The sequence below is a fragment of the Aeromonas sp. DSM 116730 genome, assembly GCF_046581335.1.
GTDB classification, from domain to species: domain Bacteria; phylum Pseudomonadota; class Gammaproteobacteria; order Enterobacterales; family Aeromonadaceae; genus Aeromonas; species Aeromonas rivipollensis.
The window spans coordinates 1080540-1096214 of record NZ_CP144265.1 but is presented as its reverse complement, the minus strand read 5'-3'; the positions used below and the strand labels follow the sequence as shown (position 1 = coordinate 1096214).

The window sequence follows — 15675 nt, the reverse complement described above, 5'->3', positions numbered from 1 at the left end:
ACAAAAACGATAATGACAACAGGGCGACCTGCACAATGAATGATATCGCTGCCGTAACAGGACAACTGGCAAGACTCAGGGAATCCCTTCAGCAAAAACAGCAGGAGCTCGATGGCATGGCCACGTTCTCCGATGCCGAACGCACCCGCAGCATCCAGTTTATCGGCAAGCTGATGCAGGCCTGCCGTGGTCACGATCGTGAACTGGACAGCCGGCTCGCCAAGCTCAAGCAGAAGCTCGATGGCAACCCTCCCCTCTCCTCGCTCGACGTCGATCTCGCCGTCATCGAGAAGCTGTTGCAGCAACATGGCCACGCCATGGAGGAGTCCATCAGTCTGACCCGGGCCGCCATCGATCTCGGCAGCAAGCAGCTCAAGTCATTGAAGGGCTTTCCGGAAGATACCCGTCGCTCCCTCAAGGAGTTTCTCGCGAGCCCCGAGGGCTATGGCATAGGCGATCACCAGAAGAAGGTGATCCGCTTACTGGAGTTCTACCAGCAGGCCATCAAGATCCAGCTGCTGCCACGCCAGCCGCTGCTCGCCCCCGAGATGGCCACCGAGCTCTCCAACCCGGCGCCCACCGATTCTTTCGATACCAAGGCCCACGCCCAGATCTCCGATGAGCTGCAGCGGCTCATCACAGAGCTCGACTTTGCCGGCGCCGTGGGAGAGAGCCTGGCGGACATACGCCGCCAGCTGCTGGGGGGCATCACCCCGCCCCTGCTGGCGGAGATCTGCCTGCAGATCATCGAGCTCATCATTGAGGGGACCCGGGAGGAGCGTAAATCCTCCCAGGCCTTCCTCAGCTCCCTCAACGAGAGCCTCTCCGCGGTACATTTCAACTTTACCGAGTCCCTGGACGAGGGGCGGGCGCTGCAAAATGCCACCCACCTCAGCGGCCAGGCGCTGGAGCGGGAACTCGCCGCCATCGATCACACCATGGCGACCCACAATTCCCCGCAGTCCCTCAAGGGGGCCATCTCCAGCCATCTGGACACCATACGCCGCCTGCAGCAGGAGCGGGAGGCCATGGCCAGCCGCGAGCGTCACCTGCTCACCCACCTCTCCAACATGGAAGCCAAGCTGCGACTGATGAAGGAGGAGACGGCCGAGTACAAGAAGCGGCTCACCATCCAGAAGCACAAGCTGTTTCTCGACAGCCTGACCCAGGTGCACAACAGGGCGGCCCTCGACGAGCGGCTCGAGCTCGAGTACAAGCGCTGGCTGCGCTACGGCACCCCGCTGTGCCTGGCCATCATCGACATAGACCACTTCAAGAACATCAATGACAACTACGGTCACATGGCCGGGGACAAGGCATTGAAGGTGGTCGCCAAGGCCTTGCAGAATGCCTTGCGTGACACCGACTTCATCGCCCGCTTCGGTGGGGAGGAGTTCGTGGTGCTGTTGCCGAACATCAATCCGGACAAATACCAGAAACCTCTGGAGAACCTGCGCCAGACGGTCAAGAGCATTCCGTTCCGGTTCAGAGACGCCAGGGTCGAGATCACCATCTCCATCGGCGCCACCCTGTTTCGCGAAGGGGACCACACCACGGACGCATTCGAGCGCGCCGACAAGGCACTCTACAGCTCCAAGAATCTGGGCCGGGATCAGGTCAATCTGGCCTGAACCCGGGTTGAACTGCGGCTAAAAAACAGGCAAACGCACCGCCCCCCTATTCCCCTGCCCCACCCCTTGCCTCTACTATCGAAATCGAGGGATGCCATGGCATCCCGTTTTCTCCCCAGGGAAAGCACAACGATAACAAGCGAGTGAAAGGGGAAATTATGATTACACACATCAATCCCGTGGGCAGCATGGACCTGCTGTCCCAACTTGAGGTGGATCGCCTCAAGCAGACCGCCTCCAGCGATATCTATCAACTGTTTCGCAACTGCTCGCTGGCGGTGCTCAACTCCGGCAGCCACACCGACAGCTCCAAAGAGATACTGGAGCGCTTCAAGTCCTTCGATATTCATGTGATCCGGCGCGAGCGCGGGGTCAAACTCGAGCTGTTCAATGCCCCCGAGCACGCCTTCGTCGATGGCGAGATCATCCGCGGCATCCAGGAGCACCTGTTCTCCGTGCTGCGCGACATCCTCTATGTCTCGACCCAGCTGGAGTCCAATCGCCTGGTCAACCTGACCAGCTCCACCCACATCTCCAATGTGGTGTTCGCCATACTGCGCAACGCCAAGGCGATCCTGCCCGGCGCCGATCCCAACCTGGTGGTCTGCTGGGGCGGTCACTCCATCAACGAGGTGGAGTACCAGTACACCCGCGCCGTGGGCAGCGAGCTGGGCCTGCGGGAGCTCAACATCTGCACCGGCTGCGGCCCGGGTGCCATGGAAGGCCCCATGAAGGGGGCCGCCGTCGGCCACGCCAAGCAGCGGGTGCGCAACGGCCGCTACATAGGCCTCACCGAGCCCTCCATCATCGCCGCCGAGCCTCCCAACCCCATAGTCAACGAGCTGGTGATACTGCCGGACATCGAGAAGCGGCTGGAGGCTTTCGTGCGCCTGGGCCACGGCATCATCATCTTCCCGGGCGGGGTCGGCACCGCCGAGGAGTTGCTCTATCTGCTCGGCATCATGATGCACCCGGCCAACGAGCGGCAGCCCATGCCCATCATACTGACCGGTCCGAAAGAGAGCGCCGACTACTTCCGCGCCATCGACGACTTCGTCAAGGCCACCCTGGGTGAGCCGGCCACCAGCCTCTACCGCATCATCGTCGGGGATGCCCCGGAAGTGGCGCGGGTGATGAAGGAGGCGATGCCGAAGATCCGCGAATACCGCAAGTCGGTGGGCGATGCCTACTCCTTCAACTGGTCCTTGCGCATAGAGCCGGAGTTCCAGCTGCCGTTCGAGCCGGATCACGCCAGCATGGCGAGCCTGGATCTGCACCGCAACCAGCCGCCCCAGCTGCTGGCGGCGAACCTGAGGCGCGCCTTCTCCGGCATAGTGGCTGGCAACGTCAAGGAAGGGGGCATTCGCGCCATCGAGAAGAAGGGCCCCTTCAAGCTGCACGGCGACAAGGAGCTGATGCACCTGATGGACAGGCTGCTGGAGAGCTTCGTCAGGCAGCAGCGGATGAAGCTGCCTGGCAGCCAGTACATTCCCTGCTACGAAATCGTGAAATAAGGGCGCAGTGCCCATGATGACAGAAGGGGCCCCAGGCCCCTCCTTCACTTCCCGGCCCTGGCGTCCGGGGTTAGCACGGCGCCCATCCCTTGTTACAATGGGCCGTCCCGACCGCCAAGAGTGCTCCCTGCCATGCAACACCCCAGGCCACACCTGCTCATCATCGATGCCCTCAACCTCATCCGCCGACTGCACGCGGTGCAGGCCCAGCAGGCGCTGACCCCGGCCCAGGCCCTGATCGCCACCCGCGCCAACCTCATCAACACCTGCAAGAAACTGCTGGCCGGCAGCGAACCGACCCACGCCATCGCCGTGTTTGACGGCGAGGTGCACAGCTGGCGCAAGGAGATCTATCCGGCCTACAAGGAGGGGCGCACTCCCATGCCACAGGAGCTGAGGGAGGGACTGACCGACTTGCAGGACGCCTTCTGGGAGTGCGGTGTGGATGCCCTGCTCTCCCAGACCGACGAGGCGGACGATCTTATCGCCACGTTAGCCAGTGGAATTGCCCAGCACGGCGCCAGGGCCACCATCATCTCCACCGACAAGGGCTTCTGCCAGCTCATCTGCCCGCAGATCCGGGTCCGCGACTACTTCAACAAGCGCTGGCTGGATGAGGCCTTCGTGCAGCAGCAATATGGTGTCGTCCCGGCGCAGCTGGTGGACTTCTGGGCCCTGACCGGCATCGGCGGCTCCCATATCAAGGGGGTGCCGGGCATAGGGCCAAAGACGGCGACCCAGCTGCTGCAGCAATATGGCGATCTGGCCGCCATGCTGGACGCCTGCCAGCAGGAAGACGCCGGCAAGCCTCTGCTCAAGCTGCGCCAGCACAAGGAGGAGGCCCTGCTGGCCCAGCGGCTGGTGCGGCTGCAGCAAGACATCCCCTTAGGCTTCAACCTGAGGGAGATCCGCTACCCGCCCGAGCCCGACTCGGAGGCGTGATCCCCGGCACACTATTCCCCGAAACAGGCCGTACCTGTTGACATAAATGGGAAAAATGTAAAGAAACATGGAGGAAGTGGTGCAAAAATGGTATAAAACCGCCGAATCCTCCCCCTCTGTTCCCTAGAAGTGGATACGTCTCATGTCAAAAAGAAAAATTACCGTCATTCCGGGCGACGGCATAGGCCCCAGCATCATCGAATCCGCCATCCAGATCCTGACCCACGCCGGCTGTGACTTTGACTATGACTATGCCGATGCCGGTCTGGTCGCGCTGGAGAAGCACGGCGAGCTGCTGCCCCAGTCCACCCTCGATTTGATTGAGAAGAACAAGGTCAGCCTGAAGGGCCCCCTCACTACCCCGGTCGGCGGCGGCTTCACCTCCATCAACGTCTCCCTGCGCAAGAAGTTCAACCTCTACGCCAACGTGCGCCCGGTGATCTCCTTCAAGGGCACCAGGAGCCGCTACGACAACATCGACATCATCACTGTGCGTGAAAACACCGAGGGCATGTACTCGGGCGCCGGCCAGAAGCGCAGCGATGACAACCAGAGCGCCGAGGCGATGAGCATCATCACCCGCGACGGCGCTGAACGCATCGTCACCTTCGCCTTCGAGCTGGCGCGCCAGGAAGGGCGCAAGAAGGTCACCATCATCCACAAGGCCAACATCCTCAAGTCCACCTCTGGCTTGTTCCTGGAAGTGGCGCGCGAGGTGGCCGCCCGCTATCCGGATATCCAGAACGAAGAGATGATAGTCGACGCCGCCTGCATGAATCTGGTGATGTACCCGGAGCGGTTCGATGTCATGGTCACCACCAACCTGTTCGGCGACATCCTCTCGGATCTCTGCGCCGGTCTGGTGGGGGGCTTAGGCATGGCCCCAGGTGCCAACATAGGTGAGGGCGCCGCCATCTTCGAAGCGGTGCACGGCTCGGCGCCGGACATCGCCGGCAAGAACATCGCCAACCCGACCTCGGTGATCCTCGCCTCCATCCAGATGCTGGAGTACCTGGGCATGCAGGACAAGGCCGAGCGCATCCGCGAGGCAGTACGGGCGACCATCGAGTCCGGCGATCGGGTGACCCGGGATCTGGGGGGCACGGCCTCCACCAGCGAATTCACCCAGGCCATCATAGACCGTCTATAAATTATATCTAACTGATTGATTTAAAAAGGGAGCTTCGGCTCCCTTCGTTTTATACCGGATCCCCCTATCTCCCTTGTCAGATGAATACTATGTTCATATGAGGGATAAGGAGATCCATCATGCGTGCTACTTTCATCGTGCTGATCTTCAGCAGCAGTACCATGGCATTAGACAGGCCCATCGACAACGCCTGGTTGACACCGCCCCCTCAGTACGAGCCGCCGGCCAAGCAGACCTGGCAGTCCAATATCGATACCAACGACCTGCTCAAGAGCCCCAAGCCGCTCTCCCTCGGCGTGGATATCATGACCGACAGCAATGGCACCCAGCGGGTCACCCCCTACCAGAAACTGAACCTGACGGCCGAGAAGAGCGTGAGCCTCTCCTTCGAGAAGCACAAACCCAGGATCAAGTTCAACGCCGGTGGCATCCATACCTCGGTCAAGCTCAGGGGGGACGGCGTCAAGATGCAGTTCAACCCCACCGACAAGACAATTCCGCTCCAGATCGAGCTCAAGATCACCGATGACGAGTCCATGATGCGCTTCGACTATCGCTTCTGATGGCGCCAGAAAGCAAAAAACCGGACGGGGCTACCCGTCCGGTTTTTATTTGGCGTCACACCAGGTGACGTGGGTGCCCTGCTCAGGACTTGGGTTCGAGCTTGGAGACCCAGAACTTGTTGTAGACGTGCACGGTGATCTCTTCGCGATCGTGGTAGAGCTGCTTGGCCTGGATCACGAACGCATTGTCGATCTCCTTGAGCATCTCCCGCAGCACCTCTATGTTGTGCACCGCCTCGGCATAGCGCTTCTTCATCGGCAGCTTGAGGTTGAACATGGCCTCCTGGCAGTCGTTCTCACGGAACCAGTCGGCAATCATGTGGACCACCCGCGCCGGCTTGTCCACCATGTCGCACACCAGCCAGTAGGTGTTCTTCTTGCCTGGCCGCCAGACGAAGCCGTCGTCGCGAATGTGCTTGACCTGGCCGGTATCCATCAGGGACTGGGCCATAGAGCCGTTGTCCACCGCTGTCACCATCATGCCACGGCGCACCAGCTGATAGGTCCAGCCGCCCGGGCAGGCGCCCAGATCGACGGCCTTCATGCCGGAGGTGAGGCGCAGTTCCCACTCTTCCCGCGGCACGAACACATAGAAGGCCTCTTCCAACTTGAGGCTGGAGCGACTCGGGGCGTCCGGCGGGCAGCGCAGGCGCGGAATGCCCATGTGGAATTCGGAGTTGTTGAAGGAGTAGGAGTACCCCAGCAGCAGGTGATCATTGGCCATGAAGAAGGCGTGGAACACCGGACGGTGCGGCGTCTCCTTCTTGGTCAGGATCTCGTTGCTGCGCAGCGCCTGACGCAGCGGCACCGTGAACTTGCGGCAGAAGGCAGAGAGCTCCTTCGCCTCGTTGGTGTCGGCCGTCTCCACCCGCAGATCGCCACAGATGGCATAGTCACGGGTCGCCTCTATGATGGGGGAAACCCGATCGGAGAGGTCCAGATCTTTCAGCTCATGGGTCACCACCAGCATCTGGCGGATGAAGATGAGCTCACGGAACGGCAGCTTGCGGGCCAGCAGATCGGCCTGCTCCTCGTCATACAGCTCGAAAATCACGTAACCGCTGTCGTCCTTGACCCGGGCGAAGCCGTAGCACTGCATGTTGCTGGCTCGTTCGGTGATCTCTGCCGCCGCCTCTTTCTCAAAACCCGGGCGGCAATAAAGCAGCAGATTATTCATTTTTTCCTCCAAGACGACAGCCGGCCCATATCAGAGCCGCCCATCCCAACATAAAACAGAGGCCACCGGCCGGGGTGATGAGCCCCAGCCCCTTGCTGCCAAGCAGCACCATGGCGTAAATACTGCCGGAGAATCCCAGGATCCCCAGCACAAAGGCGGTGCCAGCGAAGGTAATCACCTTGCTGCGCACGCCGCACCACCCCAGCACCAGCAGGGCCAGGGCGTGAAAAAACTGATACTGCACCGCTGTGTTGAACGCCGCCAGCAGTGAAGGGGCTATGCCGGTCGCCGCCAGCCCGTGAGCCCCATAGGCTCCCAGCATGGTGGCCGTCAGGCCGAAACAACCCGCCAGCACCAGCCAATGTCGATGGACTTGCATCCTCTCTCCTCGTTCTCTGCGCGCGGCCATTCCTTCAGGGACACCGGGACGGGGTCGCCGCGATAAACCCCTTGATCCGCTCCGCAGCCTGTCGCAGGTTCTCCTGCTCGCTCACGCCGCTGGCCTTCCTCGGCTTGAAGCCATGATCCCCATCGGTCAGCCAGTGGACCGATACGGCGGGGGAGAAGGGGAAATCGGCCAGCTCGGCGCGAGAGCCAAAGGTGTCGCGCTCCCCCTGCAGCAGCAGGGTCGGCGTCGTGATCTGCTTGAGCACGTCACCCCGCCAGCGGTCGGGGCTGGCCGGGGGGTGGAAAGGATACCCGAGAATGAGCAATCCTGCAGCATTCATCTCGTCGCCCCCTTCGTGATAGAGCTCGGCCGCCATCCGCCCCCCCATGGACTTGCCCGCCAGGAACAAGCGGGGATGGGCAAACGCACGCACCATCTCGCGCCAATGGGCGAGCAGCACGGGTTGCCGGTCCGGCGGCCTGCGCTTGCCATCCTGGGCCCGCTTGCTCATGTAGGGGAAGTTGAAGCGCACCACCTCGATATCCGGCCCCGCCAGCAGCCGAGACAGCTCGGCGAGAAACCCATGATCCATACCGGCACCCGCGCCGTGGGCCAGCAGAATGCGAACGGGGGCGTCGCTCGCCCCCTCTCTTGTCACATCCATCCCCTCAACCATCGGCGAGACGGGCCCGGCGACGGGCCTCCTCCTGCTCCACCAGCTCCAGCATCCAGTCGCGGAAGGCCACTATCTTGCCCTGATCGGACTGCTGCTCCTGGCACACCAGGTAGAAGGCGTTCTTGCTGACCAGCACCTGCTCGAACGGGCAGATGAGGCGACCCGCCTCAATCTCGGGCTGGGCCAGCACGCTGTGACCGAGCGCCACCCCCTGACCGTGGATCGCCGCCTGGATCACCATGGTGGAGTGGCTGAAGATGGGCCCCTGGTTGACGTTGGGGGCGTCGATGTCGAGCTGGCGGAACCAGGCCTTCCAGTCCCGTCGGGAGGTGTCGTGCAGCAGGGTGTGCCTGGTCAGATCCTCCGGGGTGCGCAGGGGCTTGGGGCCGGTCAGCAGCAGGGGGGAGCAGACCGGGATCAGGTACTCGGTGTGCAGCTTGTCCGAGCGCAGCCCGGGCCAGTTGCCACGGCCGTAGTAGATAGCCACGTCCACGTCGTCGGTCAGGGATCCCTCGTCCATGTCCACCGCCTTGATCCGCACATCGATGTCGGGGTGGCGCTCGCTGAACTTCACCAGCCTGGGCACCAGCCACTGGATGGCGAAACTCGGCTGCAGGGAGACGGTAAGCGCCCCCTTGGCGCTGCGGGCCAGCAGCTTGTCGGTAGCCTCGGAGATGGAGGCGAAGATGTCCTTGATGTCGAGGAAGTAGCTCTGCCCCTCCTCGGTCAGCAGCAGGGAGCGGTTCTTGCGACGGAACAGCTTGATGCCGAGGTACTCCTCCAGCGCCTTAATCTGGTGGCTGATGGCGGCCTGAGTCACAAACAACTCTTCTGCTGCGCGGGTAAAGCTTAAGTGGCGAGCCGCTGCTTCGAATGCTTTCAGGGCATTGAGCGGGGGTAAACGACGAGACATGACACCAGCCGACGATGAGTTTTTCTAATGGGGCGCATTATAAATTGTCGGTTGCGGGTCGACCAGTGAATAAACATAATTCGCCACGCAATCCGTTGCCATATGGCTCACACCTTCTCTTCCATGTTGGTTTACATGTGGTTTTTGTGAGTGGGCCGACAGCGATTGTGGTGTTGTGTTTCTTCCTCTGCGGGAAGAAGGGCTAAATCAATGCGATTTAACCCAGTCTGTCATCTGAATGTGTTTGGCGCCTCCGGTTGGATGGCGCCTTTTTTCTTATCTCTGTCCCGTCCTGAATATGGTTTACACCTTTCCCCCACATAAATGGAGAGCCCGATGGGACAAGGTGTGAAACGGACACAGCGCGATTACTCGCTGACTTTTAAACTGGCACTGGTCGAGCAGATTGAAAAAGGCGAGCTCACCTGCCAGCAGGCACAAGCCCGATACGGCATTCAGGGCCGCTCCACCGTTCTGGTATGGTTGCGTAAACATGGTCGGCAAGATTGGAGCCAGGGGGCTTCTGTGCGCGCCGGCAGGAGCATCACCATGCCTGACCCCGACAACCAGACACCCGAACAGCGCATCAAGGAGCTCGAACAGCAGCTGGCGCTGATGAGCCAGAAGGCCCAGTTCTTTGAGGCCGTCGTCGATGTCCTGAAGAACGACTACGGCGTCTCCATCGTAAAAAAGCGACCCGGCAAGTCCTCTCGCAGCGGCAAGTCGAGAGGCTGACCATCGTCAGGGCTTGCCTGTTTCTGGGGATAAGCCGTCAGGCTTACTACAAGCGCAATCGGGTTGCAGACGTGCGCCATGCACAGGGGTTGCAGGTGGTGCGCTTCGTGCGTCAGGTACGGTTACGCCAGCCACGGGTCGGCACCCGCAAGCTGCATTATCTGCTTCAAGGTCAGGATGATGGCGGGCTCAAGGTCGGGCGGGACAGGCTGTTTCAGATATTGGCCGAGCACCGCCTGCTGGTGCAGCCCAGGCGGGCGTATCACAAGACCACCCACAGTTTTCACCGTTTCTACCGTCATCCCAACTTGCTCAAGGCGGGGCCAGAGCAGGTCACGCCGGTGGCTCCGGAGCAGGTCTGGGTCGCCGACATCACCTATCTGCCAGCCAGGAGCGGGCCGCTGTACCTGAGCCTGGTGACGGATGCGTACTCACGCAAGATAGTGGGTCATCACGTGCACGAAGGGATGCACGCCGAGGCGGTGGCGATGGCATTCAAGAAAGCACTGAAGCAACGGCGTGGCGGCGGGGAGCTTATCCATCACTCGGACCGCGGCGTGCAGTATTGCTCTGGGCTGTATCAGTCATTACATGAACGGTACGGGGTGAAATGCTCGATGACGGATGGCTATGACTGTTACCAGAATGCGTTGGCGGAGCGGGTGAACGGGATATTGAAAGGGGAGTTGTTGTTGCAAAGCCCGCAGGACCTGGCGCAAGCGCGGGAGATGGTGCGTGAGGCAGTGGATATTTACAACCTGGAGCGACCGCATCATGCCTTGAAATACAGAACCCCCGATGCGGTGCATCGGGGGTTCTGAGTCACGTGAAGCTAGACGAAAATGTGTAAACCTATTTCAGGACTAGACACTCTATACCCTGAATTGCCCCACCAGTTGCTGCTGCTTGTCTGCCAGTTGCGACAACTCGCGTCCGTTGTCGGCCGAGGTGGCCGCCTCTGCCCTGATGGTATGGCTCACGTCGCGGATGTTGCTGACGTTCCGGTTGATCTCGTCCGCCACCCCGCTCTGCTCCTGCGCCGCCCTGGCTATCTGCTCGTTCATCTGATGGATGGTGGCCACCGCATGGATGATCTGCTCCAGCACGCTGACCGACAGCTCCACTTTGCCAAGGGTCAGACCCGCCTGACTGTGACCCGTCATGATCGCCTTGACCACAGCCTCTGTGCCCGACTGCAGCTCGGTGATCAGCGTCTGGATCTCGACGATGGCATTCTGGGTACGGCCGGCCAGGTTGCGCACCTCGTCGGCCACCACGGCGAAGCCGCGGCCCTGTTCACCGGCCCGCGCCGCCTCGATGGCGGCATTGAGCGCCAGCAGGTTGGTCTGCTCGGCTATCCCCTGGATCACGATGAGGATGTCGTTGATGTTGTCGCTGTTGGCGGCCAGCCGCTCCACCACGGGCTTGGCGTCGCTGATCACCGCCATCAGCCTGGACATGGCCTGCTGGGTATCGGCGACCACGGACTTGCCCTCCTGCGCCGCCATGTCCGCCTGGTTGGCCGCGCTCACCGCCGAGCTGGCATTGCCCGCGACCTGCAGGGCGGTGGCGCTCAGCTCCTCGAACGCCGTGGCCACCAGATCCACCTCCTGGTACTGGGACTGCATGCCGGCACTGGTGCGCTCGGCCCCCTGCGCCGCCAGCGACGCGCTGGCCCGGGTACCGGCCACCGTATCGATCACCTGGCTGATGGTGGATTGCAGCTTGTCCAGGAAGTTGTTGAACCACTTCGCCAATTCGCCGATCTCGTCATCACGGTGCAGGTCGATGCGCTGGGTCAGATCCCCCTCGCCGCTGGCGATGTCCTTGAGGCGGGCCACCACGGTGCGAATGGGGGCGACGATACGCTGAGCCATCAGCCAGATGCAGAGCAGGGCCAGGGCCGAGATGGCCCCGCCGATCAGCAGTTGGGTGGCGACGCTGCGCTGGGACTGGGTCTCGAGCTCATCCTGCAGTTGCAGGGCAGAGGCGAGCACCACGGCGCGGGGCAGTTCGATGTAGATGCCCCACTGGCGATCCGTCCCGCGCATGCTGACCGGCACGAAGGTCTGCAGCAGGGCGCCATCCGGGCTCCAGCGCGTGACCACCTCCCCCTTGGCGAGCCAACCGTTGAGATCCGTCGACAGCCCCTGCTGATCCAGGGTATCCCCAAGAGCGACCTTGAACCCTTCGACCCCGGCCACCCGGCCCTCGTGACTGAGCAGCAGCACCTTGCCCTGACCGTCATAGAGCGTCTTGTCCATCTCCTCCACCAGGCTTTGCAAGGTGGCCAGCGAGATGTCGACCCCGACCATGCCGAGCAGGGTCCCCTGATCCAGCAAAGGGGCCGTCACCGAGGTCATCAGCACCTGCCGGGTGCCCACCTCGTCCACATAGGGATCGAGCAAACAGAGGGCACGGCTGCGAATGCTGCAGCTGTACCAGTCATTCTCCAGGCCACCGTGCTCGGACGGCTTGTCGTTGGCCAGCAGCGCCTCGTCCATCACCTCCAGGGTCACCTTGCCGTCGACTCTGGCCCAGTAGCTGGAGAAGCGCCCCTTGTCGTTGGCCCCGAGCGCGGTCGAGCCCTGATAGTTGTCGTCTTCGCCGTCGAGCTGATTGGGTTCGAATACCGCATAGACCCCGAGCAGATTGGCCGATGATTCCGCCGCGTCCTGCAACTGCTGGTTCACGGCATTGCGCAGCGCCTCGGAGTGAACGAAGTTGTCGGCCGCGTTCTTGCGCTGGAACAAAATGCCCTCCGCCAGCAGGGTGGCTCTGAAATAGGCCTCGTCGAGGTAGCTGGTCACTCTGGCCGCCTGGGTGGACCCCATGGCCTTCATCCAGTTTTCTGCCGCGTGCTGCCCCTCCAGGGTGGTGGAGGTGAGCACCTGCTCCTGCATACGGGCCGCATTGAAGAGGGAAGAGGCGACCAGTGCGGCGGCACTAGCCAACAGGCAACAACCGGCAATCAGGGTGATCCGTCCCTGAACAGAAAGAGAACTCATGCCACGATTTCCTAACGTCTACAGATGTGAACACTGTATCGGTTTTGGACACAAAAACTTAACTAAATCAGCTGAGATCCAGGCTCAGTTGATTGATTTCCCCGGCCCCGGGCAGTCCTACCACCAGACCGAGCAGGCGAATGGGTTTTCCTTGAGCCCGCAGCAACCCCTCGTGCAGCAGATCGTGGAAGCGGGCGGCCTGATAACTGCCCTTGCGATAGACTGTGGTCTGCTGAAAATCGGCGAATTTCAGCTTGATCCCCTGCCCCATCAGCGCCTCCGCAGGGCAGGCCCTGGCAAAGCGCAGCTCCAGCTCGGGGATGAGCCGGCTGAGCACCTCCCAGCAGGCGGCTTCATCCAGCACGTCGCTGGCCAGGGTCGTCTCCACCCCTATGGTCTTGCGGGTCCGCTGGGCCTGCACCGGCTGCTCATCATGCCCCCAGATGCGACCGGCGAGCATCTCCCCCAGCTTGCCGAAGCGGCTCACCAGCTCCTCGTTGCCGAGCTGGCGCGCATCCTCGCAGGAGTAGAGCCCGAGGGACTCCAGCCGCTGGGCCGTCTTGCGGCCTATGCCGGGTAGTTTGCCGAGCGGCAGCTGGCGCACGAACTCGTCCACCTCCCGGGGCCTTATCACGAAGAGGCCGTCCGGCTTGCGCTGCTCGGAGGCGAGCTTGGCCAGAAACTTGTTCGGCGCCACCCCGGCCGAGGCGGTCAGCCCCAGCTCGAGGGCGATGGCGGCACGGATCTCGGCCGCCATCAGGGTGGCGCTGCCGCCGCAGTGGGGGCTGTCCGTGACATCGAGGTAGGCCTCATCGAGTGAGAGCGGCTCCACCCTGTCGGTGTAGCGCAGGAAGATGGCCTGCAACTGGCGGGAGGTCTCCTTGTAGACGGCCATCCGCCCCGGCAGCAGCACCAGCGGCGGGCAGAGCTTCCTGGCCAGGGCGCTCGGCATGGCTGAGCGCACCCCGAAGCGGCGCGCCACATAGTTGCAGGTGGAGATGACGCCGCGCCGGTCGGCCGAGCCGCCGATGGCCAGCGGCACCTCCCGCAGGGCCGGGTTGTCCCGCATCTCCACCGCGGCGAAGAAGCAGTCCATGTCGATGTGAATGATCTTGCGCATGCCAGAGTCTGTTGAGCCGTCGGCGCCTGCCGCGTGGTTGGGTGCACCCGCCGCTGTCGTGACGAGGCGGCAACACCACTGTATGAATAACCAGTCAAGTCCCCATGCTACCCCAGCCCTGTCATTTCTGCCAGCGCACGGGAGGAGACGGGCGGATAGACTCTCAAGGCACCATCCACATGAGACTCAAGGAGGAGAGAGATGAGAGCAATCTGGCCGGGACTCTGCCTGCTGCTGTTGCCGCTGACAGGCATGACCAAGGACCATCCGACCGCCGAGTGCAGTTGGCTGTTTGAGCGCATAGAGATACTGGAGAAGGCCATCAAGCAGGGGGACGAGCTGGGCACCAGGGAGGAGCTGGCGCAGAGGAAAGCGGAATTTAGCAAGAAATCCTGCCACAAATACGACTACTGAGTGCCATGAAAACGGGAGCCGACCCAGGGTCGGCTCCCGTGCATTCGATGCACCCGCACTCGGGTGCTCGCCCTCAGAGGATGCGGTTGTCCACCAGCATCTTGCGACGGGCCTCTTCCTTGGCCATCTTCTTCTTGCGGTTGTCGCAGGGCTCCGGGCAGTCACACTCCTTCTCGATCCCTATGGTGCCAAGGCCGCCACAGGAGCCGGAGATGGTCTTCTTCTGGAAGATGTAGCCGATGGCCATGGCCACCACCACCACCAGAAACACCCCGAAGGTGATCAGAAAGATCTGCATGGTATTACCCCTTTACTGTTTAACCAGATACGGCTCAACGGCATCCGGCGACAAGATTCTCAGGCAGCGCCACCCCGGTGAGTGATGGCGGTACCTGCACTGTTAACCGGGCTGCTTGGCCAGGTAGGGCTTGAAGGCATCCGAGTAAGCCTCCTCGAAACCCTGGTCCGTCTTGGTGATGACGAAGATGGCCAGACCCCGCTCCTTGGCATAGGCCAGGCTCTTCTGCGTTCCCATGACGGTCAGCGCCGTGGCCAGCCCGTCTGCCGTCATGCAGGAGGGGTGGATCACTGTGACCGACACCATGCGATGGGTGATGGGCTTGCCCGTCAGCGGATCTATGGTGTGGGAGAAGCGCTTGCCATCCAGCTCGTAGTAGTTGCGATAGTCCCCCGAGGTGGCGACACCGTTATCCCCTGGCACTATCACTTCCTGCACCGAGCCGGCATTGGCGGTCGGCTTCTCGATGGCGACGCGCCAGGGGTGACCCTTGCCGTTGACGCCATTGATCCGCAGCTCGCCGCCGATCTCCACCAGGTAGTTGCGCGCCCCCAGGGATTCCAGGTACTCGGCCACCTTGTCTACCCCGAAGCCCTTGGCGATGGCGGAGAGATCCACGTAGAGATCCGGGATGTCCTTTTGCAGGGTGTCGGCATCGACCGAGGTTACCACATGCAGATTGCCGAGGCCCGTCTTCTGCCGGGTCTGGGTGATCAGCTCGTCGGATGGCACCTTGGTCGGTTTGGCATCCGGCCCAAAGCCCCACAGATTGACCAGGGGGCCCACGGTGACGTCCAGCGCCCCGCGGCTCTCGCGGCCAATGTGAATGGCCTCGGTCACCACCCGGGCTGTGTCACGGGAGACCACCAGCGGGGTATTGCCCTTGTGCTGGTTGAAGCGCGACAACTCGGAATCCGGGCGGTAGGTGGACATCTGATCGTTGACCCGCTCCAGCAGGACATCCACCTCGGCCTGAAGCTTGGCGGCATCCGTGACGGCGGCATCCGCCACCTTGATGGAGTAGTAGGTGCCCATGGTGCTGCCGGTGATGTGGATCTCCGGCTTGGATTGGACCGATTCCTGACCGCACCCAGTCAAGAAAAAGGCTAGCCCTAAGGCTAGCCAGGTCTTTACAACACTGTGCAT

At 61.9% G+C, this 15675-nt stretch carries 15 protein-coding genes; 7 read left to right on the top strand and 8 right to left on the bottom strand.

Annotated elements, in window-relative coordinates:
- Positions 1-35 precede the first annotated feature (35 nt).
- The 5 genes from Aeroheme_RS05255 (at position 36) to Aeroheme_RS05235 (ending at position 5800) form a co-directional block, all read left to right on the top strand.
- Positions 36-1631, top strand: coding sequence for a diguanylate cyclase (locus tag Aeroheme_RS05255; RefSeq protein ID WP_411166817.1), 1596 nt, complete (start codon positions 36-38; stop codon positions 1629-1631).
- A 158-nt stretch (positions 1632-1789) separates the two neighbouring features.
- On the top strand, positions 1790-3145 hold the full coding sequence (gene ppnN / locus Aeroheme_RS05250) for a nucleotide 5'-monophosphate nucleosidase PpnN (protein ID WP_106886059.1): 1356 nt from the start codon (positions 1790-1792) through the stop codon (positions 3143-3145).
- Positions 3146-3277: 132 nt separating this feature from the next.
- Positions 3278-4087, top strand: coding sequence for a flap endonuclease Xni (xni, locus tag Aeroheme_RS05245; protein WP_411166816.1), 810 nt, complete (start codon positions 3278-3280; stop codon positions 4085-4087).
- Between the two features lie 142 nt (positions 4088-4229).
- Positions 4230-5237 (top strand): isocitrate dehydrogenase, encoded by a 1008-nt coding sequence (locus Aeroheme_RS05240; protein ID WP_025327939.1) that lies wholly within the window; start codon positions 4230-4232, stop codon positions 5235-5237.
- Positions 5238-5356: 119 nt separating this feature from the next.
- Complete coding sequence (locus Aeroheme_RS05235) at positions 5357-5800, top strand: hypothetical protein (protein ID WP_005330733.1); 444 nt, start codon at positions 5357-5359, stop codon at positions 5798-5800.
- A gap of 82 nt (positions 5801-5882) precedes the next feature.
- Here the strand turns inward: Aeroheme_RS05235 and rlmM are convergent, their stop codons facing one another.
- The 4 genes from rlmM to Aeroheme_RS05215 are packed head-to-tail and all read right to left on the bottom strand — an operon-like array spanning position 5883 to position 8954.
- On the bottom strand, positions 5883-6977 hold the full coding sequence (rlmM, locus tag Aeroheme_RS05230) for a 23S rRNA (cytidine(2498)-2'-O)-methyltransferase RlmM (protein WP_041206267.1): 1095 nt from the start codon (positions 6975-6977) through the stop codon (positions 5883-5885).
- The gene (locus tag Aeroheme_RS05225; RefSeq protein ID WP_043130931.1) at positions 6970-7356 is read right to left on the bottom strand and encodes a DUF423 domain-containing protein; all 387 of its coding nucleotides are present in this window, start codon (positions 7354-7356) and stop codon (positions 6970-6972) included. The genes rlmM and Aeroheme_RS05225 overlap by 8 nt, the downstream gene beginning before the upstream one ends.
- Before the next feature lie 34 nt (positions 7357-7390).
- A complete protein-coding gene (locus Aeroheme_RS05220) occupies positions 7391-8029 on the bottom strand; it encodes an alpha/beta family hydrolase (protein ID WP_411166815.1) in 639 nt (212 codons plus the stop codon).
- Between the two features lie 4 nt (positions 8030-8033).
- Positions 8034-8954 (bottom strand): transcriptional regulator GcvA, encoded by a 921-nt coding sequence (locus Aeroheme_RS05215; RefSeq protein ID WP_025327944.1) that lies wholly within the window; start codon positions 8952-8954, stop codon positions 8034-8036.
- Positions 8955-9290: 336 nt separating this feature from the next.
- On the opposite strand from Aeroheme_RS05215, the gene Aeroheme_RS05210 reads away from it, so the two are divergent.
- Positions 9291-10510, top strand: a protein-coding gene (locus Aeroheme_RS05210) for an IS3 family transposase (protein WP_411166122.1) whose coding sequence is annotated in 2 segments (ribosomal slippage) — positions 9291-9639 and positions 9639-10510 — 1221 coding nt in all. Because the reading frame shifts where the segments join, the coding sequence is not laid out codon by codon here.
- 51 nt (positions 10511-10561) lie between these two features.
- Here the strand turns inward: Aeroheme_RS05210 and Aeroheme_RS05205 are convergent.
- A complete protein-coding gene (locus Aeroheme_RS05205) occupies positions 10562-12697 on the bottom strand; it encodes a methyl-accepting chemotaxis protein (RefSeq protein WP_289983707.1) in 2136 nt (711 codons plus the stop codon).
- Between the two features lie 67 nt (positions 12698-12764).
- A complete protein-coding gene (gene dinB, locus Aeroheme_RS05200; RefSeq protein WP_106886056.1) occupies positions 12765-13817 on the bottom strand; it encodes a DNA polymerase IV in 1053 nt (350 codons plus the stop codon).
- 201 nt (positions 13818-14018) lie between these two features.
- Between dinB and Aeroheme_RS05195 the strand changes: the two genes are divergently transcribed.
- On the top strand, positions 14019-14231 hold the full coding sequence (locus Aeroheme_RS05195) for a hypothetical protein (RefSeq protein WP_005330720.1): 213 nt from the start codon (positions 14019-14021) through the stop codon (positions 14229-14231).
- A gap of 73 nt (positions 14232-14304) precedes the next feature.
- Here the strand turns inward: Aeroheme_RS05195 and nqrM are convergent, their stop codons facing one another.
- Both nqrM and Aeroheme_RS05185 read right to left on the bottom strand, forming a co-directional pair.
- Positions 14305-14529, bottom strand: a complete 225-nt coding sequence (nqrM, locus tag Aeroheme_RS05190) for a (Na+)-NQR maturation NqrM (protein WP_005330718.1) — start codon at positions 14527-14529, stop codon at positions 14305-14307.
- Between the two features lie 102 nt (positions 14530-14631).
- Complete coding sequence (locus Aeroheme_RS05185; protein WP_106886055.1) at positions 14632-15675, bottom strand: FAD:protein FMN transferase; 1044 nt, start codon at positions 15673-15675, stop codon at positions 14632-14634.